Consider the following 26,422-nt stretch of genomic DNA (forward strand, 5'->3'; position numbering starts at 1 on the left):
AAAAGAAAATGATTTTGCACTATTTCAAAAAATTTGTTATTTGACAGTTCACTCTAAACCATAAAACAAAAACTTATCTTAATTAAAGAACTATAAAACCTAAAAGTCAACTTTTATACAATATTTATTCTAAATTATGTTTACTTTATTACGAACGTTTCAGGAATTTCTTAATCGTTTCACCGTGCTTCGCATAAACTGATCGACCCACGCGGGCCGCTAGGGTGCGGTTGCGGTAAGCATAGACATAATTTCGCTCTTGGCTCCCGAAACTCTTTTTAAACTTAGCGATACTTGGAATATTAGCTCCTACCATATCGTAAAGTGTAATCCCCATAGCTTGAGCGCGTTTTAAGTACTCCCACTGTACAAGATTGTTGGGGACGACTTTATTGTACTCTCGATCAGAAACCCCGTCCAGGTAATATCCTACGTTTCTGTCTCTTGGGAAAATTCCGCCGGCAATGGTTTTTCCTTCATATTGAGCCAGTAGAACCACCAAATCTCCCTTTGAATAAAGGTTCTGCCAAAGAGCGCTGAAATATTCTTTGCTAAAGGGTGGCTCCTTCTCCTGCCGTTTATAAACTCCACAAGAGAGTTGATAGTATGGTTCCAGCCACTCCTCCAGAGCCTGGGCTTCAATCACTTTGACTCCGGATTTCTCTGCTTTACGTATGGCATTCCGGCAACGCACTTCCAGCCCTGACCAGAGAACCTCTTCCTCTTGGGGAATCGGTAGATCTAAGGTAATAAGTTCCTCCACAGTGTACCCATTTTGCTCAAGAACCTCTTTTCCCCTAACCTCGGGCAAACCCAGTTCCAGGTAATCTATGTGTTTTTCTGCTCCATACACTTCAAGGGCGAATAAAAACTCGTCTAAAGGGACTGGGCCTAACGGGCCGCTGTGAGGAGTTGCAGCGCCGGACAGGGGACTACCTGCTAGTTTCAGAAGACTCATCTTCCGCTCCACTAAAGGAAGCAAGCCCTTTAAGACTCCCTCATCGTCAAATAACCCTAGACGGTTAACCTTTACACCAAATCCGATTTCTAGGATGTCTTGCCATTCCCAGCGGTGAAAAAGAGAACCGAAAGGGGTCTCCTTTTGGAAGTCTTGCCAGGCTTCGCGCTCAATGGACTTTAGCTTTAAACCCATGTCTCTTTTCACTCCCTCAGGTACCAAAGCCCTCTATCTTAGTTCGAGATAGAAAGTCCTCGATCCCTTTGCTTATATTGATTGTCCTCAGTTGACTGACCTAATAAACGAACCAGCAGGCCCATACTTATCCAAATCATGGGGTCTTCGAAGAAACGTGCTTCAGCTTGTGAGCTGATAAAAACTGTCGTTATCCATAAGAAATACCCAACCCCAGGAATATAGCCTTCGAGTCCCTTTGGCTCAAGACCGAGCTTACGTAAACTTCCCAGCACACGTATTATAGCTATCCAAACCCAGGACAAGGCTGCCAGTCCTATTAAACCCAGTTCTGCAGCGATTGTCAAAATGGTAGTATGGGAGAGGGTAGCCCCTTCTGCATCGGGAATCACGGTCTTTAAATGAATGTATTTGGTTAAAAACATTTCCTGAAATCCACCCAGGCCGACTCCCAAAAGACGATGGTCTGTAAACATGGCCCAGGCTGCTTTCCATAGGTATTGCCGCTGAGCATCTAACGCCCCAAATCCTTCGCGGAAGGTTAGCAGACGCTGCCAGATCGTCGGACGCATAGCTATAATAATCACGCCGATGAACCCTAAAAATCCAATGGGCAGGAGCATCCGTTTACGCGGAATGAGTAGAACCATCAGCGCGAGGACGATTGCCAAGGTTAGAATCCCGCTGCGTGAAAGGGTAATGGCTAAAGCCCCCATTAATCCCAGGAGTGAGACAATATATACGATCCGTTTCCCTGTCTCCGTGTTCATATATTGAAGAATCAAATTGGCCACAATCCCCAAAATCAGGTAGCGAGCAAAAATATTCGGATCAACAAAGGTGGTATTGACTCGAGCGATCATGCCCTCGGCCAAATGTTCCTGCCAAATAAAATGTCGTGTCATTCCTTCATAAAGAGCGAGGGGAACAAGTGCAACCCCAACCCAATGGACAACCTTAAAGGGTAGGAAGATATGTTTCTTTTCCGCTAGAAGGCAAATACTGAGATAGAGTAGAAATAAGGTTAATAGGCGGATGATCTCAACCGCTGTTTTACCTCGGTCTACAGAATAAAGGATACTAAATCCCCCGACTGCTATGTAAATCATGAGGGCAATTGTTAAATAATGAGTTAATACGGATTTTAGCTTAAGACGCTTTTCCGGCTCAATCCAGAGACGCCAAAGGGCAGCTCCGATCATTCCAACGGTAACGAGGCGAGCCAAACTATCCAGTTGGGAACCCAAGGTTCCCAAGGGCGGGAACCAGGTGGTAGAGATCTCTAGAGCAACCGCTCCCGCTAATAAAGAGATAAGGATACTTGGTTTTCTAAATCCCAAGTATACTACAGTTCCGAGGCTAAGCAGGAAAAAAATCCACTTTAAAAGGGTGAGCTCCATATTATTGTTGTCCCTCCCTTTCCACGTCTAGTGTAATCAAGGGGCGTGCAGGAAAATCAAGATATCCTTCTCCCGCCTCATAGGGTACGGAGGCTGATCGAACCCTTTTCGGGTCAAGATGCAGACGAATTCGGAGGGGAGGGATCTGCTGAGCTGTGGGGTTGTGCGAAGAGTCTGCTACTGCAAACCTAATTTGCCAACGTGTACCTTCAATAGAAAGGGAGACTTCACTGTGACGCCTCAGGGTAAACCAGCGAAGAACCTCTCTGGGTATTGCAATCCAGGCGCCATCCTTCTTTCCTTGGGCAATTAGGCGTTCGTAGACTTCTCCCCAAAAACGAGGAGCGGTAAAGCTTTGATTATGCCACAGCAGACTGACTGCACCGCCCAAGCGGTTGGCCCAATCGAGAACAGGTTTTGCTGTAAGGTAGGCTTCTTCTCGATTTAAGTCAAGATGTTCCTCTCCCAGCAGAGCACCATCTTGGATATGAAGGGGGAGTTCCCAAAGGGTTTGACAATTTAGCGGATGATAGGGTTGAAGTGTTCCCGCCCGAAAGCCAACGACTTCATTATATCCGAAGGTTGCATCATACTGAAACCCGCCCTCTTCCAAGCTTTTGAAGGATTCGGGCGATTTAAAATAGAGCCAGTGCATGCGCACCCCCAGCTCATTCTGCCCAGTCAGATCGGCTACTCGGCCATATTCTGCCCGAGCCGCCTGGGGATCGTGCCAAGCGTCTATTCCATGAATCCCTGCTTCCCAGCCGCCTTTTTCCAAGTTGTTGAGCAATTCCTTGGAGTTCGTAACATCATAAAAAGATGCCCTGTTCGAAGGTGCGCTTTCATCAATAGTTTTACTCGTGAATTCCTTGTGATTGATATCGTTATAAGAGTTGGAGGCATTTTCTATATCTTTGTCCTTATCTTTCCTTAAGGCTTCCGGAAGAATACCCGGTTTTTTAGGAAAAGGCATAAAGTAAAGACTTGATCGTACTCCCAACCGTTTCTCAAGGTCAAGTAGGGTTGGCAGAGCTCGCTTCCAGACATCTTGTCCAAACCCGGCCTTCGCCGCCCAAGTCCTCCCTATTTCCCAAAGGGACCGGAAGAATTCCGAAGTTTGGACCTTTCCAGCCTTCCATTGCTTCCAGCTCAGGACAGAACTTCGGTAACAATATCCTAAAAATGTGCGAGAGATTGGCATCTCCTTCAGGCTTAGGATATCGATGTCATGGGTTAAGGTCATAGCGTAGGAATATCCCCAAGGGGTTGGCGGGAGTTCTATGTAATTTCTAACCTCACGGCGAAGTACTGCCTGGATTTCTTCGAGCATTAAATCAAGGGTCGGCTCACTGACCTGCTTTTCCGTGTAATCTCGGCCCTCCATAAGAAGGCGAGTTCCCTCTTGACCCAGATTAAAGGAAAAGGTTTTGAGCCGGAGGGCATGATTTTGACGTTCCCCTGTTATGGGTCCACAAACCAGGATCAGAGGTTTAAGGGGACTTTGTCCAGATGAGTTTGAGATTAGCAACTCCAACTGTGTAAGGGATATTCCATCCACTATAATTGCCTGGCAGTTCGAGAGTCCCGAATCATCTGGAATCTCCTCACTACTTGCATGAAAAGGAATACCCAAAAGCCCGGCGATCTCTCGATAGATCGGCTTGAGGGATTCTAAGACATAAAATCCTACTTGCCCTGATTTTGATCCATGATTAGTGCCATTTGCTTCGAGCACGAAGCTCAACCCCTTTTCTCCATCTGAGCCACAATTTCCTCACTGGCACGACCGTTTCCATAAAGATTCTCAAGGTAAGGAGGCAGAGGTTGATTGCGATAATTCTTAACAGTGTCAACAATAGCCTCAGTTTTCGCGCCCGTGAGTGTGTTCCAACCTGTCTGGACTGTTTCTACCCACTCGGTTTCATCCCTTAGGGTTACACAGGGGACCTTCCATAAGTAGGCTTCTTTTTGCACACCACCTGAGTCTGTGAGAATCAGTTCTGCCTCTTTTTCTAAGAGTATCATTTCCAAATAGCCCACCGGCTCAATCACTTCCACATTTTCTGGAATCGTGAGCCGATGATCTTGGAGGAGTTTTCTTGTTCGAGGATGAAGGGGCAGCACGATCTGACCCTCAATTTGGGCAAAGGCATTGATAATCCCTGCTAGTCGGCTCGGATCATCCGTATTTTCTGCCCTATGAACCGTAGCCAAGAGATAGGATTTTTTTGGATAGCGAAGGGTTTCCATCATACTCCGTTCCTCCGCCCGCCGTGCATGATAATATAGGGCGTCAGCCATAACATCTCCCGTTCGGACGACCCCTTTAGTGAGTCCCTCTAAACTGAGGTTTTTCACAGCCTGATCTGTTGGACAAAACATGAGAGTTGAGACATGATCTGTCAACACACGGTTCACTTCTTCCGGCATCAGGCGGTTATAGCTTCGCAGCCCTGCTTCGACATGAGCGATAGGAATATGGAGCTTAGAGGCAGCTAATGCCCCGGCTAAGGTAGAGTTCGTATCTCCATAAACGAGAACCCAGTCAGGCTTCTCTTTGAGGAGTACCTCTTCAACGCCGGTTAACATTTCACCGGTTTGAGCGCCATGCTGTTTGGAACCAACTCCTAAAAAGTAATCGGGTTTAGGAATCCCTAACTCCTCGAAAAACACATCCGACATCTGATAATCATAATGCTGACCGGTATGAACGATTTTTTCCTCATGTCTTTTCCTCAAAGCCTCGGAAAGTGGAGCCGCTTTGATAAATTGAGGCCTGGCACCTAATACGGTAATTATTTTCATACTTCTTACTCCTTTTTGGCATGTCAGAACGGTCCATAGCCACTGAAAACGTCCCATTTGTGTCATTCTGAATGGAGCGTTAGCGAAATGAAGAATCTTCATGCCGTTCAACTGCAAGATCCTTCGCTATCGCTCAGGATGACAATATTGATTTTTGCCATATTATTTACTTTTTCAGTAGTTATGGATGGTCCTTTTGACACGCTTTTAAAACGTGTCGTGTTGGGAGACCGCCCCTCAACATTTAATACAACCTTATTTCCAGTTAAAGTAATTATCTTCTCTGAGCGGAACGGCTAACCTGTCCCTCTGTTTCGCGAGCGAAACAGTTAACCTGTCCCCCTGTTTCGGCGGAGGATATATCCTCCAATTCGTTGGAAATCTTTATCAAGGACGATGAGGATTATCAAGTATAGACTTCCCGCGAGGGATGCTGAGGCCAGTGGGTGAAGATCACGCAGCAGGTAGGCTGTGAAGCCCATAGCCAATGAGGCCAGAACGATGACAGGTAGTTGACGCAAAATTTTAAGTTTATAAACGTGGCGCCGTACTATCCAGTAGAACGCGATATAAACGTATAATTCTGTGATGAGGGTTGCCACACTTGCCCCATAGATTCCATAACGGGGAATGGCATATAGATTGATACCGATATTCAAAAGAGCGGCACTCCCTTGTATCTTAGCTCGGGTCCATTGCCGATCTGTGGTTGTCAATACGTCACCTAGGGAAAAGCTTAAGCATTCCAGAGCAAAGAACCAGCTTAAGAGCATTAGAATTGGTATGGATGCGGGAAAACGACCGTTGTACAGCCAAGTCAGGAGTGGATCAGCTAAAACGAAGATTAAGACACTCCCCGGTATCCCGACGGCGCTTAGGACTTTATAGATCTTTTCAATCGTCCCTCGGTGTTTCTCCTTACTTTCTACACTGAGCTGAAATAAAATCGGATAAAGAACACTGGTTAGAATCCCTGGTATAAATAAGAGGACCGCAATTAAGCGATAAGCTGCCGAATAGATCCCAACTTCGATTGGGGGGAGCATCAGGGAAAGCATGAACATATCAATTTGAAAATAGATGTATAAAAAGATGACTGCAATTCCGTAGGGCAATCCCTGTTTGAGCATCTCCATAAGTCGGGAAAGATCAAATTCCAGACGTATGTGACGCCGCAAATGAGCATATAAGAAGAACGAAATAAGAGTCGCTGTCACGAGTTGGGCGAGAGTGATCATCACCACACTGCCCTGGTTTACTACAACTAGGATCGTCAAACCACCAATCAAAAACGTCGACAGAAACTGATATATGGCTGCAAAATACATTTGCTGTTTGGCCTGAAAATAGTTATATACTGTTGCGTGCAAGGCGTTTAACCCACTCGCCAGACCCAGAACGATAACCATGCTGCGAATAGATTGGTTATATCCCGCGGGATACATTAAGACAAGCATAAGCGCATAGATGGCCAAAGTTGTAAACGCCTTAAATAAAAGGGTGTTTCCCAGGTAAAGTGGTAAAACTTTCTCATCTCGAGACCCTTCTTGAACCATATAGTTGCTCAAACCAAAATCCGCGAAAAGTATAAAGGTACTGACAAAAGCGAGGGCAGAACTGTATTCACCAAAAATTTCTGGTCCTAAATAACGAGTGACCGCGATTCCCACAACAGCGGCAATCGCTTTGGAAAGTACACTGGCCGCGCTTAAGGCGGCAGCATTTTTAAGGACTAAGCGAAGTTCCACTGGGGGATCCTCCCTTCAATTTTTCGGTAATGATCTCCTCGTAGAGCTTTAGAGTTTCCCGCGCATTGTATTCCCAGGTAAATTGACCTCTGACCAAGTCTTTACCTCGCATTCCCATAGCCTTCCCTTGGTCGGGATTCATTAGGAGTTCTCGAATACTCTCGGTGATTGCCATAACGTCCTTAGGAGGAACGGCCTTACCGACTTCCATTTGGGTAAGAATTTCCGAAATCCCCTCCCCTAAGGAGCCAATAATTGGTTTACTATGGGCCATGGCCTCTAAGTAAACCACCCCAAAGGCTTCATTCCAACTTGGTAAGATAAAGACTTCACACTGTGCCATTTCTTTCATAGCGTCTGGGTGTGGTAAACTTCCCAAGAACACGATATGGCCCTCTAGTCCCAATTCCTTGGTTAGGGCCTCTAGCTTTCCTCTTTCCGATCCGTCCCCAACAATTCGGTATTCCAAATCGGGGAATTCGCTAATCAAGGCTGGGAGAGCCTTTAGGACTAGGGCATGTCCTTTATCAGGACGCAGAAAGCCAACGGTCAGTAGACGTCGCCGAGCTTCGTTTAGGCCTTGCTTTAAATGGGTTCCTTGCACTAATAGATGTTTTGGCTCTAAATACGGTCCCTTTTGTTCGATGTCTTCCAAATTCACACCATTATAGATAACCCTATATTTCTCAAGCTGATCAGCCCAACTTTCCAGACCGTACTGAGTTTTTAATTTCTGGCTTACTAAGATGACTCCCGAAGCATCCTTTAGCGTGGCCCGGACACTTTCCGCACAGGTGCGACTTCTGTTCAATGTATAAGCAAAATCCTGACCATGAATCGTGACCACCACGGGAATCTTATACTTTCGGCCGAATTTCAAAGCGGCCGCTCCATCTGGATGTGCCACATGAGCATGGATGAGGTCTATCCCTCGTGAAATTTGTTCTGTGAAAACCCGATCTATTCCCCGTGCATAGGTTTCAGGATAGTACTCGAAAAAAAGAGACCGTGGAAATTCCAAAACCCTTGGATGATAGACAGGAAACCCATCGGGCTCCTCCTGAGAGGGGACCGCGGGATATCCTCCCCACTTTCCTCGTCCAGCCATAAAGCCCGGCACCCAGGGTACCGGAGCTACTACCCTTACCTCTAAACCCAGGCGCACTAAAGCTTGGGCCTGTTGGCGAACAAAGATTCCACCTAAAGGGCTTACTGCATTGGGATACATATGAGAAAGCATTAAAACACGCATCTTATCGATCCTTCTTTGCCAGGATTCGCTCATAGAGCGCTAAGAGTTTGTTTTGTTCTTTTTCCCAGGTATACTCTCGGTGAAAGGCATCCCAGCCATTCTGACCATAGCTTAAGGCTTTTTTAGGGTCATCTAACAAGGAACAAATATCGTGAGACAGACTTTCCGGCGATCCAGGTTCAGTCAGCAGACCGCATTGATTCTTTTCGACGATCTCTTCAATGTAACCAAACCGAGAACCAATCACTGGAAGCCCTGCTGCCATATATTCTAAAAGTTTGACTGGAATGGCTTTTTGATAATTCAGAGTTGGAAGTAACGGAACAAGGGCAATGGAACTTTGAGCTAAAATTTCTGGGACCTGCTCATAAGGGACCTTTCCTCTTAAACGTACATTTCCCCGTTTAAGCCAAGGGGTAAGATCTGAAAATTCCGGACCCAAATCCGCCGTATCTACCGGACCTACAAGTTCACAAACGGCTTCAGGATGTTTTTCTCGAACCAGGGGCATTGCTCTCAAGATAACTTCAAGGCCCCGCTCCCGAGTAATCCCGCCTAGGTATAATATGGCCGGTGGTTTAATGGTTTCCGGACGTGGAAATTCGAATTGCCGTTTAAGGGGATAGTTGTGGAGGATTTCTCCTTCTGGATTCTTACGCCGAAAAAGTTCAGCCATATGACTGTTGACCGTTATAATACCGGCAAAGGATCGTGCTGACCATTTCTCTAAATAATCTACCGTACGCGCAACAAATTTGCGCATAGGTTTTGGTATCCAATAACGCGTTAGGAGGCTGTCTCCATAATATTCATGGACATCATAAATCACGGGTTTCCGATGCCTGCGGCTTAACAACAAACCTACTGGCACCAAATCCGGATCATGAAAGTGATAGATGTCCGCCTTTTCCTGAAGCGCCGCCCGGTAAAGGGCTTTTAGACGCCAAATCCGATCCGTCCGAGAGGAAAGCGGAGCCACAGCCTGAATTTTGATTCCTTCCTTTTGTTCAGATTTTAAAAAAGGCGCGACGATGACCACTTCATAGCCCGCTTCAGCTAGGCTTTTGGCCTCTTTATGAAAAATCCGTTCGTCAAAGGGTGAATGTGCTGTCGTTAAAATACAGACTTTCAATCGTTTTCCCCTTCTATTCTATAAATTAGGCCCATGTAAAGAGCTATTAGGGTCATTAGCTGAAGATTATAGAAAGCCCCAGCCGTAATGTTGTAAACCATAATCGCAAGAGTTGCAGCCACAAAGGCAATGGAAAGGAGAGTCTTATTTTCTCTTATCCTTGGGTCGGAGGCATAGGAATTAAAGAAACTAACCCTCCTCAAGGCTGCTTTTGTTGGTCGGATAAATAACCAGAGATAAAAGGCCAATCCAATAACCCCATAACGACGGGTCACTAAGGCATATTCATTATCGACAAGAGTCGTCATAGTGTCTTTGGCCGTTCCCCAACCTAAAATGGGAGATTGTTCGATAAATTCAAAGGCACTTCCCATGCGCAGGAGATGTCCTTGAGCAGATGTACTCTCCTCAAGGTTTGTCGCTTCACTTATTCGAGACACAAAGTCTCGCGGCGAGGTGAAGAACAGTGTTAGAGTTAACAGGAAGAGAACCCCTACCTTTAAAAGAATTCGCTTTTTCCAGTAAACTTTGAAAAATGCCCAAATGCTTAGGAAGACTAAGACTGTAGCCGTCGCTAAAAGAGCGGTTCGCGAAATCGTCATAAAGGTTTGTTTTAAGGTCAGCCCTATCAAGATAAATAAAATTACCCCTTGCAGTCGATCATTATTACGGAAATAAAACCAAGTTACAAACAGGGTCATCATTATAACAGACACAATACCCATGACATTTGGGTTGTCAAAGGTCCCTAAAACTCGAGGCGGATTCGCATTCACCAAGTTATCCAAGTGAGATTGAGCAAAAAAGGGAGTAAGCCATGCATTGACATTGGCCAGATTTAGAAATTGTCCCCACGAAAGCAACAAAATAAACCCTAACCCCACCAAAAATGTATTCCGTAATACATTGAACTCACCTTGCTGTAAATCTAGAGAAAGGGCTAAGGTAATCGCCAGAAAATATTTGGCTAGGGTGACCCCTTCCATGACATCTCGAAAGCCAAAGGACCCCTCTAGGAAAAGTACGGCAAAGAGATTTGATATTATGATAGACACGAAAAAAAGCAAAAAAACCTTGGTTACTGACCTCAAGCCTTCCTTCACACTATATTGGTTAGAACCAAAACTATCCTCCGTAAACGAATGGAAACGGCGTGTTAACCGGAGGAGCAAATTGATTGCAAAAGCCCCAAAAATAAGGGCATCATCCAAGCGAACCCGGGGTAAACTTGGATGGATTTCTAGCGAAGGCAAAAGCATAGCGGATAACAGAATCCCGCATATGAGCAGCAGCTTATTCCGGTTAGTACTAGTAATCCCTGTATTCCAGAGCAAATTTCTCTCCTCCTCGTCTGTCTGCTACCTAATTTACTACGAAAACTCCACCCTTCTTGAAGTAGATGTTCCAAGTCTGCTTCGGCGACGAAAGCCTCCTGTAAATAGTCTTCAAAGTCTCAATGTTCAACTTTAGCTGACTGATTTCACTAAGGCTGCAATTTCATGTTGTTGTTCGAGGCTCAATTCAGGGTAACAAGGGATAGCTAGCGCTTGTTCGCAAGCTTTTTCTGCTACAGGGAAATCTCCGACTTTATAGCCAAGGCTACGAAAAGCCCTTTGTAAATGTAGGGGAACAGGATAATAGATGGCATTCGCCACACCGCCAGCCTTTAGATGTTCCATTAGAGCACTACGTTCGTCGGTTCGAAGGACATATAAGTGATAGATGGGAGTTGCCAAGGGATCCCGACCGGGCAGCTGAATCTTAGTATCGGCAAGGAGTTGATCATAGAGCTTAGCTTTTTCTCGGCGGCCTTCATTCCATTGATCCAAATATCTTAACTTCACACGTAAAATTGCTGCTTGCATTTCATCGAGACGGCTATTGTAGCCAATTTCTTCGTGGTAATATTTCGTTTGACAGCCATGAAAACGTAGCATCCGCAGGTGGGCGGCCAGGCTCTTATCGTTGGTGACAATCATTCCCGCGTCCCCATAAGCTCCTAAATTTTTGGTCGGAAAGAAGCTAAAAGTTGCAGCATGTCCAAGGGAGCCCGCTTTTTTACCGCGATACTCAGCTCCGATTGCTTGAGCAGCATCCTCAATGACCTTCAAATCATGGCGTGCAGCAATTTCCATGACTCTGTCAACATCCACCATCTGTCCGAAAATATGTACTGGAATAATTGCTTTTGTCTGGGGAGTAATTTTATCCTGTAGTTGATTTAGATCCATGTTAAGAGTTACAGGGTCAATATCTACAAACACGGGTTTAGCTCCAACCATCGCAATGGTTTCTGCCGAGGCAAAGAACGTGAAGGGAGTCGTGATCACTTCATCCCCCGGTCCGATGCCGAAAGCTTTAAGAGTCAGGACTAAGGCGTCCGTACCATTGGCAACAGCAACAGCCTCCTCTGTACCGCAAAAAGCAGCTATTTCTTTCTCTAAAGCCTTCATCTGTGGTCCTAAAATATAAACCGAGGAATCAAGCACATCAAAAATGGCCTGGTCTATTTCATCTTTAATCGTCAAATACTGAGCCTTCAGATCCAAAAGAGGAATACTCACTTTAATCGATCCTTTCTTTTGCTTCATTTGGGTTCCTTTCACTTGCTCGCTGGATGTTGAAGCTATTACGCCAACCTCTGGGCTTTCTTCCTAGAGGAGTTCCTCTTCCGGAACTGCTCGGAGGTCTTTTGCTGGGAACCCTTTGATGACCCGTTTTTCGGTGGTGTCTTTGCTGACTAAAGCCCCTGCTGCTACGAAGGTTTCCGGTGCTACTTTCACGCCTGGCAAGAGGATTGCCCCTCCCCCAATACGGGCCCCTCGTTGGATCGTGGCACCTTTGATTGATTTGAAACGTTTTTCGGTGCGTCCCATATAATTATCATTTGTTGTCGTGACCATGGGTGCTATAAATACTTGTTCTTCGATCTCCATATAGGCAGTGATATAGGAACCTGTCTGAATCTTGGTGAATTCGCCAATCTTTGTATCATTTTCTACTACGACTCCACTGCCGATTACTACGTTCTGCCCTATTGAACATCTCTCACGGACAACCGCTCCGTCCCCGATAAATGCTTTATCTGCATAATTTGTCCCGGCATAGAGGACTGCAGAGCAGCCTATAGTATACCCATTCCCCATTTGAAGAGGAAGTAAATCGTTCTGAGCTTTAACAGTACTCGTTGCGGATGCCTTCGGTAAACGGCCAATCGAGGAGTTACTGCCAATAAATCCGTTCTCGCCAAGAATAGCTTGCGGGTAAATCGTGGTGTGATCCCCTATGCGGGTTTGAAGCCCTATTTCAGTCCCTTGACCAATACTGATATAGTTGCCAAGCACACTTCCGGCTCCAACTTTGGCTCCGTCTCCAAGGACACAGCCGACTCCCAAGATCACATTTTCTCCGAGCACGACATTTTCTCCAATTACGCAAAACGGTCCAATCTTAACGCTTTCCGGCACAGTTGCACTAGTGGCTATTAAGTGATGAGTCATTATTTTTACTCCTCCTCTAAAGGAAACACAATCGGCTCCTTGGTCTCCTGACATTTATAAATTGCCAGAATAATTTCCAAAGCCTTTCGTCCCTCTTCTCCAGGAATAGCCGGTGTTCTATCTTCTCGTATCGCCTGTATCATATCAGCGATTATTTCTCGATGTCCAAAACCGTATACGTTTGGCGGATCCCCTGCCTGGCTCGCAAAAATCTCCGCTTTTTCTTCGACGCTGTCCGGGAACTCCCAAACTTCTATGCGGTTGACGGCGATTCCGCCGACGATAACGGACCCGGTTTCACCAAAAACGTTCAAGGTCTCTTCAATGTTGGTTGGATAAATAGTTGAGGCAGCCTCGATGATTCCGATGGCACCGCTTTTAAACTTGATTACAGCTGCTCCCATATCTTCCATTTCAATTTTGCGCATAAAGGTCTCAGTATATCCAAAAACAGATTCAACCGGTCCAAAGGTCCACTGCAGGAGATCAATATTATGTATGGATTGATTCATGAGCACTCCGCCATCGTGAAGCTTTGTCCCACGCCAAGGCGCTTGAGTATAATAGTTATCGTTCCGGTTCCAGCGCACAGTAGCTTGTCCATGGGTCAGTTTTCCAAAACGTCCATCCTCTACAGCCTTGCGAAGGAGTTTTATAGATTCATTAAACCGATTTTGATGAATAACCCCTAATTTTACCCCTGCTTTACGGCAGGCCGCGATCATAGCATCCGCTGTTTTCAGGGTCATTGCCATTGGCTTTTCTACTAAAATATGCTTCCCTGCTTCAGCTGCTGCAATTCCGATTTCAGCGTGTATGCCGCTGGAAGTGGCGATGGTAACGACATCGATGTCCGTCCGTTTTAGCATTTCCTTATAATCTGTATAGGGCACTGCGCCATATTTATCAGCAAAGGCTTGGGCTAGTTCTGGTACGATATCACATACTGCAACTAATTCTGCCTCAGGCAGCGCAACAATAGATTCCGCATGTTTTGGGGCAATCCGTCCACATCCAATAATTGCAAACCGAATTTTGTTTTCTCCGTTCATCTTAATACAACCACTCTTTCCTTTGTTATTTCAACACTGACAAGGGGACGGTTCTCGAAGTTGACAGAGAACCGTCCCTTTGTCACACCCTTCTAAAGTGTGTCAAAAAGGACCGTCCCCCTGACACACGAGTCCCCTTAGATTTTAGCGATCTTTTCACGATTTCTAAGGACATCTTTGGTGGCATTACGTGTATCTACAACAAGCTTGGCTTTCTCAACTACCCGTTCATAATCCACAGCAGTGTGATCAGTCAGGATTAATACTGCATCTGCGGTCTCTAAGACCTCATCTGTCAGCGGTACACTTTCCAGGTGAATTGTACTTCCACCGTGTGGTTCAATAACTGGGATGTAGGGGTCATGATAGGTGATATTGGCCCCTTGCTTGCGTAAGAGTTCGATGATTTTGAGGGCTGGTGATTCCCGCATGTCGTCTATGTCCTTTTTGTAGGCTACCCCAAGAACAAAGATCTTAGCATCCTTTAGGCTCTTGTTAACGCTATTTAAGGCACGCACCACTTTGTTGATAACATAATAGGAAACCTCAACATTGATTTCCCCAGCAAGTTCTATGAAACGAGTGTGGAAATCATATTCTCGGGCCTTCCAGGTAAGGTAGAAGGGATCAATAGGAATACAGTGTCCTCCAACCCCCGGTCCGGGATAAAAGGTTTGGATTCCGAAGGGTTTTGTTCCTGCTGCCTCAACCACTTCCCAGATGTCGATTCCCATACGGTCGCAGAGCATCATTAGTTCATTGACCATGGCGATGTTGACTGCTCGGTAGGTGTTTTCGAAGACTTTGGTCAACTCAGCAGCAGCGGGTGAGGATACAGGGACGACGTTTGTAATGGTTTGAGTGTAGAGGGCATAGGCGATTTCTAAGCATGTTGGCGTCATACCGCCTACTACTTTAGACGTGTTTTTCGTACTGAAACGTTTGTTACCTGGATCAACCCGCTCTGGCGAGAAGGCTAGAAAGAAGTCCCGTCCAACTTTAAGCCCTGTTTTTTCTAATAAGGGCAGAATAACTTGCTCTGTAGTGCCTGGATAGGTTGTGCTTTCTAAGGTGATAATCTGTCCAGGACGAAGATATTTACTGATCTCTTCTGCAGATGCTTGCATATAGGAAATATCTGGGTCACGGGTAATAGTTAATGGTGTAGGTACACAAATGATCACAACATCACATTCTGCCAGCCGGGAGAAATCTGTGGTTGCAATTAGTAAACCCTTTTGCACGATTTCCTTGAGGTCTTCATCTTTGACATCTCCAATATAGTTGTCTGCTGCATTAACCTGACCAACTCGGGCTGGGTTAATGTCAAACCCCAGCACAGGGAATCCGACCTTCCCTTTTTCTACGGCTAAGGGAAGTCCTACATATCCTAATCCAATAACCCCAATTTTTGCTTCGTGGTTTTCTATTTTTCCTTTAAGCGTCTTGGCCACAATATCTTCGTCGGTTATTACGTTCTGAACAGTGATCATCTCTGATTTCCTCCTTAATGATTAACAACTTCCTTAATTACCTTCTTACGGAAGGCTGGAATGACGGTCTGTAACAATTCAATAACTTCATCTCTAGTTAAAAAGCTGCCTCGTTCTCGAACAATATGGGTTAATTCTTCTAGACGTTCAATGTCAATACCATTTGGTTTAGCAACAAAGATTCTACTATGTTTCGTTGAAGTAACTCCTTCTTCAGCCGTCAACAATTCCTCATAGAGTTTTTCTCCCGGCCGAATCCCCGTAAATTGTATCTTAATATCAACATCGGGTTCGAAACCCGAAAGCCTAATTAAGTCTTTAGCTAAATCTACAATCTTAACAGGTTTCCCCATGTCTAAGATGAAGATCTCTCCTCCACGCCCCATGGCACCCGCCTGAATCACTAACTGGGCCGCTTCAGGAATGGTCATAAAGTAACGTACCATATCAGGATGTGTGACTGTCACCGGACCACCTTGAGCAATTTGCCGTTTAAACGTAGGAATTACACTGCCGCGGCTTCCTAAAACATTACCAAACCGCACAGCTACAAACTTGGTTTGGGAACGGAGATCTAAGCTTTGAATCAGCATTTCTGCCGTTCGTTTAGTTGCTCCCATAACACTAGTTGGGTTGACTGCCTTATCTGTTGAGATTGAGACGAAGGTCTTTACTCTTACTGAATCCGCTGCCTCTGCCAGGTTTTGGGTTCCGACAACGTTATTCTTTAAGGCTTCTTCAGGATTTCTTTCCATTAAGGGAACATGTTTATGGGCTGCAGCGTGGAAGACGACACCTGGCTTATGCCTATTAAAGATTAAGAAGACCTTCTCCCGGTCTTTGATATCCAAGATCTCTGTTATAAAGTCAATTCCCGGGTGCTCAGATCTCAGCTCTTGTTCAATGTCAAAAATGCTGTTTTCTCCATGCCCGAGCAGAACCAGCTTCCCTGGGTTAAATCTGGCAATTTGACGGCAGATTTCCGAGCCTATGGATCCACCGGCTCCGGTAATAAACACGGTTTCTCCTGCAACATAGCCCGCTACCTCTTCTAGATCAACGGAAACTGGGTCTCTCCCCAGCAAGTCCTCTACCTGAACCTGACGAATCGGATTGACGTTAATATCTCCGCTGATAATGTCATAGACGCCGGGCATTATCTTTAGCTCAACCCCGGATTTTTCACAGATTTGGACGATTTCCCGGACGGATTCCCCTGATGCAGAAGGCATTGCAATAATAACTTCATCAATGTTGTGTCCTTTTACGACGCGGGCAATATCCATTCTCGTACCTAAAACTGGAATTCCAAGTAACTGCAACTTTTGTTTTGAACGATTATCATCGATAAAACCTATAGGACGTCCATCTCGATAATTACGGTTTTTTAATTCTCGCGCAGCTAATACGCCGGCATCTCCTGCCCCAACAATAAGTACCTGTTTTTGCGAGCCCGGGACATGGCGATCAAAGGCATTTTCCTGTAAGATCCGCCAAATAAACCGCGACCCCCCAATCAAAAAGACCATGGCTAACCAAAGGAGCACTGCAGCCGTATGGGGCATCCTTATATAGGAGAGTGTGTCCGCATTCGATAAGCCATAAAAATAAACCACCGCAACGGTTCCACCCGTTCCAACGGTTACAGCATAAAGAATAGAGAGTAACTCCCCTGTACTCGCATATTGCCAAAGGCGATTATATAACCCAAAGACGTAGAAAACCACCAGATATAAAATAGTCCCTCCAACGGCGGTATGATAATACGTCTGATAATAATCTAAGGGTATACCTCCTTCAAAGCGCAAATAAAAACTGCCGAAAGCTGCCAAGTTGATTAACATAGCATCAATCAGCATTAAAACCAACGTTCGTTTGCGGAATAACACGTAGCTCAGCCCTTTCTCGATAAACCCCAACATTATACTTTATCGTTCTAAAGTTTACTACAACTTACTTGCTTTTACAACTACAGAAAAGAGAGCTGCTTCCTTGATATTCACTGACAAAATGAAGAGGGTAAAACCCTCTATTTGAGGGTTCTTTTAGGACTCTGGAACCCTATTATATAGTAACTAAAGGGCATAAAACTGATAACTCTTACGCTTAAATAGCTTAAAACTACCGTCACCAGGTATACTATTGGGTAAAAAACCCAATCATCAAAGCCAATTTGATAGTCCTTAAGTAGCTTTATGGCAGATTGGTTGAAAAAGATGTGGATTAAGTAAATTCCAAAGGAATATTGACCAATTTTATTCATTACTTTGGCCAGGACACTCTTCTTTTTCTCAAGGAGGTACCTCGCCACATTATAAAGCAGCAAGAAGGTGACCACTCTAAACATGGGATAGACTAATTCTGATCCGATAAAAAAATAATCTGGTGTTGTGTTATATCGGTAGCCTGTGGTTAAGCCAATAATGATAAAAAAGCTTGATCCCAGAGTCAAGGCCATGGACATTGTGAATAAAATCGAGGTTTGTCGCTTAAATCCTTCTTTTAATTGTTTATAGTGATCCGCGGTATATATCCCTAGACCAAAGTAAAAAAGAAAACCAATAAAATTAACTCTCGTACCTGCTAAATAGGGAGTGTGTAGACTCACCATAAAGAGAGTCTGCAGGATCAGAAGTAAGGCAAGGAATTGTTCTGCCCGGTCTCTTTGCTTAAATAAAGTATATAGTCTTATAATGATCGGATAGAGAAGGTAAAATACAATGATTAATAAAAAGAACCATAGATGGTAGGATGCATCGGCATGCCAGATATTCTTAAGCAAAAGTTTAAAGTTTGTACTGAGTGAGCTAGCTTTCATAGCAGCCCAATTGTTAAAGGCTGTATATAAAACCGAGAATAATAGGTATTGAGGGATAATTGAGCGGATCCTTTTTTTATAAAAATCGATTAACGGAAAGTCATTTCTATAATTCCTAGCTAAAACAAATCCCGAAATTAGAATAAATAAGGGTACCGCAAACTGCGAAAAGACATCTGTCCATAAGGTCAATAGGACTAAGGAGTTAAATTCCTTAATGACAGTAAAGTAGCCTGTCGTGTGGATAGCGATGACTGCTAAAACTCCAAACCCTCTAAGATAATTTATTTCCTCGATCTTTCCCGGTTTCGTTGCAAAGGTGTTACGTTTAATCATGCCGAATGTTCCCTTCCCTTATTCATGGGTTCTCCAAGTGCTAAGAATCTTCCGTAGGGGAAACTTTGAATGACCATATAAAAAAGCAACGGGCATAGAATCCCTACCACAAAAAAGCGAACCGGTGTCATAGGGATAATCTGACGGACTATGTAGACTGAAGGAATATGCAAATACATAATTACCATGGCCGCTCTGCCTATCCTAATTAAGGTCTTATTAAAAACCTGCCACTTAGAAAGAATTAAACTTAGTTGAACTAAAAAGAACGTAAAAATTAAAGGAAGGATTAGATTCAACCCAAAATAATAGTATTGGCGATGTTTCATATCCAAGCCATAATCTAGGATTTGCCGCGAGTAAAGATGAATGAACCCTATAAAGAGTATAAAAGATACTCCTAACACTATTTTCCGACTTGAAGGTTTATCTAATAGCTTTGTTTGTTTGCAAAAGTGACCACCTGAATAAAAGACTAAAGCGTATAATCCAACGTCCATATTCCAAGGGACGAAACTCTCTGGCAAATAACGTGATTGCCAATAGGCTATTAAAAAAGCTACAAGTACAATAAGCCCTTTATAGAACCCAGAGGGTATTTTTCTGCATAAGAAATCATATCCGATCTGTACAAAAAATAAGCAGGTTGTAAACCAAAAGGTAGCATAAACCCCTTCTAGTAGACTTCCACCTAGCAAAAAGGCCTTCCAATTTGCACTCCAAAAGTAAGCTGCAGATTGGCCTCTCCAAAGACTCACACTGAACATACCTAGGGCTAATAACATCAGATAATATGCGTAAGGGACCAATAAATGGTTCACCTTGCGTTTTATATATGATAGCTCTGTTTGTTGTGAGTTGAGGCGATACAAATAACCACTGATAAAGAAAAACAGAGGCATATGGAACCAGAACATGTAGAAGGCATTTTTGCTTCCTGAGTGTCCCCAGACAACCGCCATTATTCCTAAGCCTTTTAAAACGTCTACCCACACAACCCGCTCCATTTTGGGACTTTTGGCGGTTTCCACGATCTAAGCTCAGCCCCTCTTTCTTCCCTACATCTCAAGGAAATGATTCTGAACAATAGTTTATCACACACCTAGTTTGGTGCATATAGGTTAATGTCATCCTTCGCTGCGCTCAGGATGACATGAGTAAAAGAGAACCCTAAAGTTATACTTTCTGAAACTTAAAAAAAGACTACCCCTTAAGGTAGCCTTTTTACTTACTGAATGGTACTTTCTCCCGTAATCATCCAGCGTGAAGTTTGTTTGACTAGATTTACCCGAACCTGCACTATTTGTTCATGTTCGTCCCCGACCGGAGCCCCGTCGGTCAGATTGTAATCCCTTGCTGTGTACCGATAATCTACGCGCAGGGTAGCCGCATTTTCCGAGACGCTTTCAACATCAATCTGGTCGAAGGTAATTTGAGTTACATCCAAGCCTATCCCTTGAACTAAGTATTCTTCCGCTCGGCGAGCATGTTTTTCAAACAAATCACCCGTATAGGCTTTAGCTAGCTTGGCACGGAAGGTAGCCATATCTGTGGATTTCCAAGCTCCGAAGAAAATACCAATGTTCTGCTTATAATCAGTTATGATCTGCTGAGCCAAGAGAGATTCTTTGTCGGTAAGAGTACCGTGGTTAGTTTGCGGAATCTTCGATCCATTCTCATTTTCGTTTTCTGACGTTCCCCCTGCTACAACATCCGAGTTGGGTGGAATCTTGACAGGATCACTCAAGGTTCCTGAAACTGTTTGTATCTTATCTTGGCCACGTAATTTTGAGATAAATGACGTTGGGGAACTCGAATTCGTGAGTAAAGACATACCTAAGGTCCCGACCAAAACACCAAGACCTAAAGCGGCCGCTCCAAACAAATAATTCATTTTACGCATAAAGACCAGAATCTCCTTCAAATGATTTTATTACTATCTTGACCAAAGGAAGGAGATGTTAGACATCGATTCAAAAAAACACAAGACCTGTCCATTTAAGGTGGCCTTGTATTTGAATGTCATATTCAGTTTTAACAACCAAACCTGCTTTCAACCTTGTAAATAATACAAGGTCACAGTCACTAGATTTAGTTGCCCTATTAAATTGTAAGATGAAAAACTACCTGACACTTATCAACTGATTGGCAAATCTCCCTCCTGAACCTGTAAACTATGCGATCCATTAAATAACCAATTTGACAGATCGAATTTATATAAATTTAGGAGTGCATTGTCGTTTCAACCGACACTCTATGCCTTTAGTTTTAATCAGAGCAGCCATTGTGCACCTTGGAAATAATTTAATGCGACGTTTACCACTTATACTGCTACAACTAAGCTTCATTCCATTCCTAGGTTTATTACATTACTTGATGCCTAAAACTATTACCTTTTGGTTGCAAATGGCGTCGCCCCGTAGATTTTTGAACTTGCATCATTACGCATGATGTGTGCATCGAGATCGTGAATGCCTTGATGGAACTGTTCGATTCGAGTTTTATCCTTCGAATCAAAAGCATCAATGCCGCTGTTAAGAAGCACATCTAGGTAACCTGTGAAGGTTGCCGCTTTGGAAAGATTCGCTTCATTCTTGTACTGCTTGTCCAACAATGCTTTGTGGAACACAATATACTTCTTTATATCCTCTTCATTCATCTGAGGACCTGCTGCCAACCCATAAAGATATCCATCTACATACTGGTGGATATTCCATGCAGAGCCAAAAGCTAGGGTTTTAACATCATTACTTAATGCAGCCTCACCGAAGTATCCAGTGACAGACGGCGCCATGTCTATCAGCGTGGTATCCGGTTCCCTATATTTACTCTTATTTCCGGGATCACTTTTTGGAGGTGCATTAATGGCCGGGGGTGCTGTGGTTGTTGTCTGTTCTACCCCTTGCGCGGGTGGTGGAGCAGTACCCTCTGGCAACATCGTGCCATTACTGCCATTAGTGCTGTTAGCGTCATCAACAGCTGGTGTTTGAATGACTACCTGGTCAGTGATAGCACTCTGTTGCCGAAAAACCTTCCAGACGCTAGGGCCATAAACCCCTGCTGCAACAACAGCACCTGCAAGAACTAACGTCCCTGCTAAGGTTACTATCCTCTTCTTGTCTATTGGTATCATTAGTCTCTTCCCTCCTTTAATCTTTTTATGGTACGAATGCATTTTACCAATTAATGGCATAAAAGGATGTCGTTTTTGCTGTAGAGTTCGATCCTTTTTCCGTTCTCAAGTTTCATGAACTGCCAAAAGCCTTCTTGTTGTCCATATAATTCGCGATAATCGAGCAGCATTAGTTTAAAATTAACATAAAGAAAACCCCACCTTATAGGTGAGGTCGTTGTTCACATCTTAAGTTATTTACTTAAGTTTGTTCAAATTAAGCGACTTTTTTATTTTTTGTCTGCTATCCTAACTAGATCTCGGAGATAATTAATTAATTCTTCAGACAGATCGTCCCGTCGCAAGGCATAATCAATGGTTGCTTCCACAAAACCCAACTTATCTCCGACATCGTACCGTCGACCTTCAAATTCATAGGCCAGTATTTCCTGAGACCGGCCCAATTGCTTAATACCATCGGTGAGCTGTATCTCTCCACCTCTACCGGCAGGTAGAACTTCTAATATATCAAAAATTTCAGGATTTAAGATATAACGCCCCATTATGGCTAAGTGAGTATTTGGGGCTTCCTCTGGACGAGGTTTCTCCACCATGTTCTTAGCGCGGTAAAGCCGATCCTCAAACTTGTCTCCATCCACGATTCCGTATTTTGAAGTGTCCTCAAGGGGAACCTCTTGAACTCCTACGATACTTGCTCCATACCGCTGGTAGTGATTTATCATCTGCCTTAGTGCCGGCACTTCTGAATGGATAACATCATCTCCTAAAAGAACTGCAAAGGGCTCATTTCCGATAAATTTACGTGCGCTATAGATTGCATGCCCCAAGCCTAAGGCTTCTTTTTGCCGAACATAATAAATATCTGCCATTCGAGCAATGTCTAGAACTAAATCTAAAAGGTCATCTTTGGAGTTCTTCTCCAGAAAAACTTCAAGCTCCATGGAACGATCAAAGTGGTCTTCAATCGCCCGTTTGTTCCGCCCTGTCACAATAATAATATCTTCTATTCCGGATTGAATGGCCTCTTCAACAATGTATTGTATCGTCGGTTTATCTACAATCGGCAGCATTTCTTTCGGTTGGGCTTTTGTTGCTGGTAAGAAACGGGTACCCAATCCGGCTGCAGGTATTATTGCTTTGCGAATTTTGCGCATTATAAAACGCCTCTCCTTTTGTGCAAAAAATCTATGTGCTCATTAATCTAATATTAAAGTAGTCCAACTAATTCGCACATCCTTGCAACTACATAGGTGATGATTTCGACATAAGGGTATTAATTACCTTCTGTCCTATAAATATATGTAAAACACTACATAATGTGAGAAATTATTATTTATCTCCCCATTAATTACCTATTTTTCTAGGCATGCTCTTTACGTTTCTAACCATACTAACTATATGAAAAAACTTAAACGCTTCTTAATATATGGTACCATCGGCCTTGTTGTCGAGGTCATTTATACGGGTTTAGCTTCCCTTCTCAAAGGGGATTTAAGTATGCAAGGGTTCACCTTCTTGATCATGATCCCTATTTATGGGCTGGCTATTTTTCTCGAACCCTTACATGCCAAATTGCGACCTCATCCCTGGTGGATCCGCGGACTTACTTATTTAGCCCTGATCTGGACAATTGAATACTCAAGTGGGTATATCTTAGCTTTAATCCTAGGAAAATGTCCCTGGAACTATACTGATACATTAAATGTTAACGGATACATTACTCTCCGAATGGCTCCCGAATGGTTCCTTGCCGGATTGGGTTTTGAACACCTACATGATTTTTTGGATAGATTACCTTTTGAGATCTAATGCCCATACCGGGCGCACGGCAAAAACGCAAGGGCGATAATCGCCTTTGCGTTTTTAGAGTTACCTGTTTATTTATTTCTTACTTTTCCAGAGAAGACTCAAGCTTCTCTAAAACTTGGTCAACAAGACCGTATTCTTTGGCTTCTTCTGCTGTCATATAATAATCACGCTCTGTATCCCGTTCAACTTTTTCAATGGGTTGCCCGGTTCTCTCGGCAAGAATTTTGTTCATCTTGGCTTTGGTTCTGAGTAACTGTTTAGCATGAATTTCGATCTCTGTCGCTTGTCCGGAAAGTCCATGTCCCCCGATTAGCGGCTGATGAATCAAAACTTCTGAATTAGGCAAGGCTACTCGTTTTCCCTTTGCACCGCTTGCCAAGAGGAAAGCACCCATGCTGGCTGCCATACCAATACATATCGTACGGACATCCGAGCGGATATATTGCATGGTGTCATAAATAGCCATTCCAGCTGTAATTGAACCACCAGGGCTGTTTATATAGAGATTTATATCCTTTTCAGGATCCTCTGCTTCGAGGAAGAGCATTTGCGCTACAACAAGATTGGCTACATCATCATCGATTCCACCGCCGAGGAAAATAATACGGTCTTTTAATAGCCGTGAGTAAATATCGTAGGAGCGCTCCCCACGATTTGTTTGTTCCACTACCATTGGGACGAGATAACCCATTCACACATTCCCCCTATTCGCTTTCATTAAGGTACTACTATAACATAGTATATTCTTGCCGTATAACTATATTTTAGTACAAAGGTCAGTTAAGGTCAAATAATTTGATGCAAAAATTTACATAATCATGATCATTCAAGAATTAGTGAACGTTTCTTTGCTATTTCGACATAGGAACTTTGAACTTAATATTGAATGTTGAGCCTCTTGGGCCGGATTCAATCTTAACAATTGCTTTATGCCTTTCAGCAATTCCATAACAGACTGCCAAACCTAACCCTGTACCCATCTCTTTTGTCGTAAGAAACGGAGTACCTAACCGATCTATTATTTCTGGCTCAATACCTGTTCCTTGGTCTTGGACGGCTAAAATCACTTCATTGTCTTCAATAAATGTTTTTATTGTCAGACGTCCGCCTCTCGTCATTGCTTCAAGTCCATTTCTCGCTAAATTTAAGATCATCTGACGCATTTCTTTATCATCAAGCATTAAATCTGGGACCTTACTTAGTTCAGCTGTTACGTTCTTTTCATTATTAATAGCATCAGCCTGTACAAGAGGAAGTATGCTGTTTATTATATCATTGAGATTATTAGGCGCCACCTCTGTAACTTTAGTGCGGCTTATAGAGAGAAATTCCGTAATAATAAGATTTGCACGATCAAGTTCGCTAATCATTAATGGAATATACTCATTGTATTTATTGGGATTGTTGTTTCCTCCCAGCAGTTGTAAGAATCCTCTCACCGTTGTCATGGGGTTTCTAACTTCATGACCAATGCTTGCGGCCATTTCACCGACTAGATTCATCTGATCCATTCGTATCATATCTTTTTCTATCTTTTTTTGAGCGGTTACGTCCCTCACAATGGTTGATGCCCCAATGATTTCATCAGCATGATTTTTGATCGGAGATACTGTCAAAAAGACATTGATAATCCGTCTATCTTTTCTTACTCGCGTCGTCTCATAATGTAAAAGAGATCTTCCTTGGGAGATGTTTAGAAAAATATCATCTAACTCTCCCTGCTTATCTGGAGGGACCAGTTCTTTAATCGACTCACCGATAATTTCAGAATCAGAATATCCATAAATACTCTCTGCACCTCTGTTCCAATCGATAACTATTCCTTCTAGGGTCATCCCAATAATCCCATCATCAGTAGACTCAACAATTGAGGCTAACCGAGAAATCTTCTTTTCAACTTTTCTACGTTCGTCAACCTCTTTAATTAGCTTTTGATTGATTTCCTCTAACTCCCTCGTCCGTTCTTTAACTAACCTATGGAGATGGGTCCTATGTAAAAAATTTTGAAAGTTTGATCTGTACAGTGTTACTGACAAAATCCATGATACCAAAATAAGCAGTAATATGTTCAAATAATGACCATTTAGAATGACCGAATTAGGTTGATATAGCGTTATTCCTATCATCACAATAATGTAGGATGAGAAATATATCCAAAAACTAACTTTTGGTTTTAGATTAAAGACGACGGCTACTGAAAAACACCCTATAACATAAACTGTCAGATGTCCATGAATCCTCTGATCAACCCAGCCAGTGATAAATGCACTAGTTAACAAACTAACTAATGCAAAAAAGATCTCATAGATCTTATGAACCGTCCTTACATCCTCCATGGACTGAAGGTTAGAATGCCAGTAAAACGCCGAAATTATTATCAAACTAAGTCCTAAGGCAACATGGGAATACAATAGCCATTCATAAGCGGGAGTATTGCTCCAAAGTCCCCTTGTAAAAATACTATAATCATTAAAAATAAAAAAGATAGTTAATAAAAGCAGGATTGTGGATAAGATTCTTAAGCGTAAATAATTGGCATAAACATGATTATTTAAGAATTCTTCCTGAAACTCTAAGCATGGTTCATCCTTCGTTAAATTAATAATACCCATTTTGCACATCCTGTTCTTTATTTAACTATCTTAATTATAACAATTTAAACGCTAATTTTCTATAATTCACCATAATTTCCATATATCCTACTTAGCTCGCAAAAAAACTGTTTAAACTTAACCTAATGCCCTTAACATAATATTCCTTTTTTACATATACTGGATTGAGATCCTCGGAA

General features: G+C 43.3%; 22 protein-coding genes. 2 read left to right on the plus strand and 20 right to left on the minus strand.

Features of this window, described 5'->3' with window-relative positions:
* Nucleotides 1-148: 148 nt before the first annotated feature.
* From HGJ98_RS07805 to wecB, 4 genes are read right to left on the minus strand one after another with little or no spacing between them, the layout of a single operon-like run.
* Nucleotides 149-1,153: a GNAT family N-acetyltransferase gene (locus tag HGJ98_RS07805; protein ID WP_291350488.1), complete on the minus strand. Its 1,005-nt coding sequence runs from the start codon at nt 1,151-1,153 to the stop codon at nt 149-151.
* Between the two features lie 38 nt (nt 1,154-1,191).
* Nucleotides 1,192-2,553 carry an O-antigen ligase gene (locus HGJ98_RS07810; RefSeq protein ID WP_291350489.1) on the minus strand — a complete coding sequence of 454 codons (1,362 nt, stop codon included), beginning with the start codon at nt 2,551-2,553 and terminating at the stop codon, nt 1,192-1,194.
* 1 nt (nt 2,554) lies between these two features.
* Complete coding sequence (locus HGJ98_RS07815; protein WP_291350490.1) at nt 2,555-4,288, minus strand: hypothetical protein; 1,734 nt, start codon at nt 4,286-4,288, stop codon at nt 2,555-2,557.
* A gap of 5 nt (nt 4,289-4,293) precedes the next feature.
* Entirely contained in the window at nt 4,294-5,358 is a 1,065-nt protein-coding gene (gene wecB, locus HGJ98_RS07820) for a non-hydrolyzing UDP-N-acetylglucosamine 2-epimerase (protein ID WP_291350491.1), read from the minus strand.
* Nucleotides 5,359-5,445: 87 nt separating this feature from the next.
* Between wecB and HGJ98_RS07825 the strand changes: the two genes are divergently transcribed.
* Nucleotides 5,446-5,658: a hypothetical protein gene (locus HGJ98_RS07825; protein WP_291350492.1), complete on the plus strand. Its 213-nt coding sequence runs from the start codon at nt 5,446-5,448 to the stop codon at nt 5,656-5,658.
* A gap of 29 nt (nt 5,659-5,687) precedes the next feature.
* Here HGJ98_RS07825 and HGJ98_RS07830 read toward each other — a convergent pair whose 3' ends face one another.
* From HGJ98_RS07830 to galU, 14 genes are all read right to left on the minus strand, one after another.
* On the minus strand, nt 5,688-7,106 hold the full coding sequence (locus HGJ98_RS07830) for a flippase (protein WP_291350493.1): 1,419 nt from the start codon (nt 7,104-7,106) through the stop codon (nt 5,688-5,690).
* A complete protein-coding gene (locus HGJ98_RS07835) occupies nt 7,084-8,391 on the minus strand; it encodes a glycosyltransferase (RefSeq protein WP_291350494.1) in 1,308 nt (435 codons plus the stop codon). Before HGJ98_RS07835 ends, HGJ98_RS07830 begins: the two co-directional genes overlap by 23 nt.
* Entirely contained in the window at nt 8,360-9,490 is a 1,131-nt protein-coding gene (locus HGJ98_RS07840; protein ID WP_291350495.1) for a glycosyltransferase family 4 protein, read from the minus strand. Before HGJ98_RS07840 ends, HGJ98_RS07835 begins: the two co-directional genes overlap by 32 nt.
* Nucleotides 9,487-10,824 (minus strand): O-antigen ligase, encoded by a 1,338-nt coding sequence (locus HGJ98_RS07845; RefSeq protein ID WP_291350496.1) that lies wholly within the window; start codon nt 10,822-10,824, stop codon nt 9,487-9,489. Before HGJ98_RS07845 ends, HGJ98_RS07840 begins: the two co-directional genes overlap by 4 nt.
* A 132-nt stretch (nt 10,825-10,956) precedes the next feature.
* Nucleotides 10,957-12,054, minus strand: a complete 1,098-nt coding sequence (locus HGJ98_RS07850; RefSeq protein WP_291350596.1) for a DegT/DnrJ/EryC1/StrS aminotransferase family protein — start codon at nt 12,052-12,054, stop codon at nt 10,957-10,959.
* Between the two features lie 90 nt (nt 12,055-12,144).
* Nucleotides 12,145-12,990 carry an N-acetyltransferase gene (locus HGJ98_RS07855; protein ID WP_291350497.1) on the minus strand — a complete coding sequence of 282 codons (846 nt, stop codon included), beginning with the start codon at nt 12,988-12,990 and terminating at the stop codon, nt 12,145-12,147.
* A gap of 5 nt (nt 12,991-12,995) precedes the next feature.
* A complete protein-coding gene (locus tag HGJ98_RS07860; protein WP_291350498.1) occupies nt 12,996-14,042 on the minus strand; it encodes a Gfo/Idh/MocA family oxidoreductase in 1,047 nt (348 codons plus the stop codon).
* A gap of 137 nt (nt 14,043-14,179) precedes the next feature.
* Nucleotides 14,180-15,535, minus strand: coding sequence for a nucleotide sugar dehydrogenase (locus HGJ98_RS07865; RefSeq protein ID WP_291350499.1), 1,356 nt, complete (start codon nt 15,533-15,535; stop codon nt 14,180-14,182).
* A 14-nt stretch (nt 15,536-15,549) separates the two neighbouring features.
* On the minus strand, nt 15,550-17,424 hold the full coding sequence (locus tag HGJ98_RS07870; RefSeq protein WP_291350597.1) for a nucleoside-diphosphate sugar epimerase/dehydratase: 1,875 nt from the start codon (nt 17,422-17,424) through the stop codon (nt 15,550-15,552).
* Nucleotides 17,425-17,564: 140 nt separating this feature from the next.
* Entirely contained in the window at nt 17,565-18,689 is a 1,125-nt protein-coding gene (locus tag HGJ98_RS07875) for an acyltransferase (protein WP_291350500.1), read from the minus strand.
* Nucleotides 18,686-19,720, minus strand: coding sequence for an acyltransferase family protein (locus tag HGJ98_RS07880; RefSeq protein ID WP_291350501.1), 1,035 nt, complete (start codon nt 19,718-19,720; stop codon nt 18,686-18,688). Before HGJ98_RS07880 ends, HGJ98_RS07875 begins: the two co-directional genes overlap by 4 nt.
* Nucleotides 19,721-19,917: 197 nt before the next feature.
* Entirely contained in the window at nt 19,918-20,592 is a 675-nt protein-coding gene (locus HGJ98_RS07885; RefSeq protein WP_291350502.1) for a hypothetical protein, read from the minus strand.
* 486 nt (nt 20,593-21,078) lie between these two features.
* Nucleotides 21,079-21,822 carry a hypothetical protein gene (locus HGJ98_RS07890; protein ID WP_291350503.1) on the minus strand — a complete coding sequence of 248 codons (744 nt, stop codon included), beginning with the start codon at nt 21,820-21,822 and terminating at the stop codon, nt 21,079-21,081.
* Between the two features lie 269 nt (nt 21,823-22,091).
* Complete coding sequence (gene galU / locus HGJ98_RS07895; protein ID WP_291350504.1) at nt 22,092-22,976, minus strand: UTP--glucose-1-phosphate uridylyltransferase GalU; 885 nt, start codon at nt 22,974-22,976, stop codon at nt 22,092-22,094.
* A 244-nt stretch (nt 22,977-23,220) separates the two neighbouring features.
* Between galU and HGJ98_RS07900 the strand changes: the two genes are divergently transcribed.
* Nucleotides 23,221-23,631, plus strand: coding sequence for a hypothetical protein (locus HGJ98_RS07900; protein ID WP_291350505.1), 411 nt, complete (start codon nt 23,221-23,223; stop codon nt 23,629-23,631).
* A gap of 79 nt (nt 23,632-23,710) precedes the next feature.
* Here the strand turns inward: HGJ98_RS07900 and clpP are convergent, their stop codons facing one another.
* Both clpP and HGJ98_RS07910 read right to left on the minus strand, forming a co-directional pair.
* A complete protein-coding gene (clpP, locus tag HGJ98_RS07905; protein ID WP_291350506.1) occupies nt 23,711-24,322 on the minus strand; it encodes an ATP-dependent Clp endopeptidase proteolytic subunit ClpP in 612 nt (203 codons plus the stop codon).
* A gap of 160 nt (nt 24,323-24,482) precedes the next feature.
* Nucleotides 24,483-26,243, minus strand: coding sequence for a PAS domain S-box protein (locus tag HGJ98_RS07910; protein WP_291350507.1), 1,761 nt, complete (start codon nt 26,241-26,243; stop codon nt 24,483-24,485).
* Nucleotides 26,244-26,422: the final 179 nt, after the last annotated feature.

The organism is Desulfosporosinus sp. (assembly GCF_014237355.1).
Lineage (GTDB): Bacteria > Bacillota > Desulfitobacteriia > Desulfitobacteriales > Desulfitobacteriaceae > Desulfosporosinus.

What these genes read in the sequence shown, in the direction of transcription:
- HGJ98_RS07805 (WP_291350488.1), bottom strand. Translation starts at nt 1,153, where the DNA reads ATGGGTTTAAAGCTAAAGTCCATTGAGCGCGAAGCCTGGCAAGACTTC.
- HGJ98_RS07810 (WP_291350489.1), bottom strand. Translation starts at nt 2,553, where the DNA reads ATGGAGCTCACCCTTTTAAAGTGGATTTTTTTCCTGCTTAGCCTCGGA.
- wecB (WP_291350491.1), bottom strand. Translation starts at nt 5,358, where the DNA reads ATGAAAATAATTACCGTATTAGGTGCCAGGCCTCAATTTATCAAAGCG.
- HGJ98_RS07825 (WP_291350492.1), top strand. Translation starts at nt 5,446, where the DNA reads ATGAAGAATCTTCATGCCGTTCAACTGCAAGATCCTTCGCTATCGCTC.
- HGJ98_RS07835 (WP_291350494.1), bottom strand. Translation starts at nt 8,391, where the DNA reads ATGAGCGAATCCTGGCAAAGAAGGATCGATAAGATGCGTGTTTTAATG.
- HGJ98_RS07855 (WP_291350497.1), bottom strand. Translation starts at nt 12,990, where the DNA reads ATGACTCATCACTTAATAGCCACTAGTGCAACTGTGCCGGAAAGCGTT.
- HGJ98_RS07860 (WP_291350498.1), bottom strand. Translation starts at nt 14,042, where the DNA reads ATGAACGGAGAAAACAAAATTCGGTTTGCAATTATTGGATGTGGACGG.
- HGJ98_RS07865 (WP_291350499.1), bottom strand. Translation starts at nt 15,535, where the DNA reads ATGATCACTGTTCAGAACGTAATAACCGACGAAGATATTGTGGCCAAG.
- HGJ98_RS07875 (WP_291350500.1), bottom strand. Translation starts at nt 18,689, where the DNA reads ATGATTAAACGTAACACCTTTGCAACGAAACCGGGAAAGATCGAGGAA.
- HGJ98_RS07885 (WP_291350502.1), bottom strand. Translation starts at nt 20,592, where the DNA reads ATGCGTAAAATGAATTATTTGTTTGGAGCGGCCGCTTTAGGTCTTGGT.
- HGJ98_RS07890 (WP_291350503.1), bottom strand. Translation starts at nt 21,822, where the DNA reads ATGATACCAATAGACAAGAAGAGGATAGTAACCTTAGCAGGGACGTTA.
- galU (WP_291350504.1), bottom strand. Translation starts at nt 22,976, where the DNA reads ATGCGCAAAATTCGCAAAGCAATAATACCTGCAGCCGGATTGGGTACC.
- HGJ98_RS07900 (WP_291350505.1), top strand. Translation starts at nt 23,221, where the DNA reads ATGAAAAAACTTAAACGCTTCTTAATATATGGTACCATCGGCCTTGTT.
- clpP (WP_291350506.1), bottom strand. Translation starts at nt 24,322, where the DNA reads ATGGGTTATCTCGTCCCAATGGTAGTGGAACAAACAAATCGTGGGGAG.
- HGJ98_RS07910 (WP_291350507.1), bottom strand. Translation starts at nt 26,243, where the DNA reads ATGGGTATTATTAATTTAACGAAGGATGAACCATGCTTAGAGTTTCAG.